At 69.3% G+C, this 1119-nt stretch carries 1 protein-coding gene; it reads left to right on the top strand.

What is annotated here, in order from left to right:
* Window positions 1-163 precede the first annotated feature (163 nt).
* Window positions 164-1096, top strand: a complete 933-nt coding sequence (locus tag NK718_RS21825) for an IS110 family RNA-guided transposase (protein ID WP_254746841.1) — start codon at window positions 164-166, stop codon at window positions 1094-1096.
* Window positions 1097-1119: the final 23 nt, after the last annotated feature.

Below are 1119 nucleotides of genomic sequence, written 5' to 3'. Positions count from 1 at the left end.
CCCCTGTGTATTTCGGTTTGTGGCAGGATGGGTGCGGGCGGGAGATCGATGGGCCCCAGGTGCTTGACACCGTGATCCGGCACGATCCCCGCCCGCTTCGCCGTTCAACCTGAACAGTTGCACGAGGCTGCTTCACCAGACCTCGCACACAGGGACAGGCCCCATGAGCATAAACCCTGTCGTCATCGGTATCGACGTCTCCAAAGCCACCCTCGACATTTTCGATCCCGTCCAAGGGCTCTCCAGAATCGCGAACACGCCCGAGGCCGTCGGCGCTCTGGCTCCCGACTGGGCGCGGCGCGGCTGCATCGTCGTGTTCGAGGCCACCGGAAGCTACGACCGCGCGCTGGCCGAGGCGCTCGACGCGGCCGGCGTGGCCCATGCCCGCGTCAACCCGGCCCAGGCGCGCGATTTCGCCCGCGCCATGGGCCGCAAGGCCAAGACCGACCCCATCGACGCGCGCATCCTCGCCGAGATGGGCCAGCGCATGCCCTTGCGCCTGCGCACCGCCGGCGATCGCGACCGCGAGAGCCTCGCCCGGCTGCAAAAGCGCCGCGATCAGCTCGTCGCCATGCGCGCGCAGGAGCGCACGCGGCTGCGCGAGGAGACCGCGCCGACCCTGAAGGGCAAGATCGCCGACCATATAAAATTCCTCGGCGGCCACATCGCGGCGCTCGAAAAGGAGATCAAGGCCCTGATCGCGGCCAGCCCCACCCTGCGCGAGGCCGACCGTCGCCTGCGCACCGCGCCGGGCGTGGGCGACGCCACATCCACCACCCTGCTCGCGCTCGCGCCGGAGCTGGGCGCCATCGGCCCCAAGGCTGTCGCCGCGCTGGGCGGCGTGGCCCCCTACAATGTCGACAGCGGCGCCTTTCGCGGCCGGCGCACCGTGCGCGGCGGACGAAAGCGCGTCCGCCAGGCCCTCTACATGGCCTGCGTCTCCCTCGTTAAAACCAGGAGCCCGCTGGCGCGCTGGTACTGGCGGCTGCGCGAGCAGGGCAAGCCCCCCAAGCTGGCCCTGATCGCGCTCGCGCGAAAGCTCCTCATCACCCTCAACGCCATGCTCCGAGACCAGAAGGACTACCGATCCGCTTGACCGAAAAATACAGTTGCCGGATC

It is taken from the genome of Alsobacter ponti, from assembly GCF_024294805.1.
GTDB lineage: Bacteria > Pseudomonadota > Alphaproteobacteria > Rhizobiales > Beijerinckiaceae > Alsobacter > Alsobacter ponti.
This window is presented reverse-complemented; position numbering and strand designations above follow the sequence as displayed.

What these genes read in the sequence shown, in the direction of transcription:
- NK718_RS21825 (WP_254746841.1), top strand. Translation starts at nt 164, where the DNA reads ATGAGCATAAACCCTGTCGTCATCGGTATCGACGTCTCCAAAGCCACC.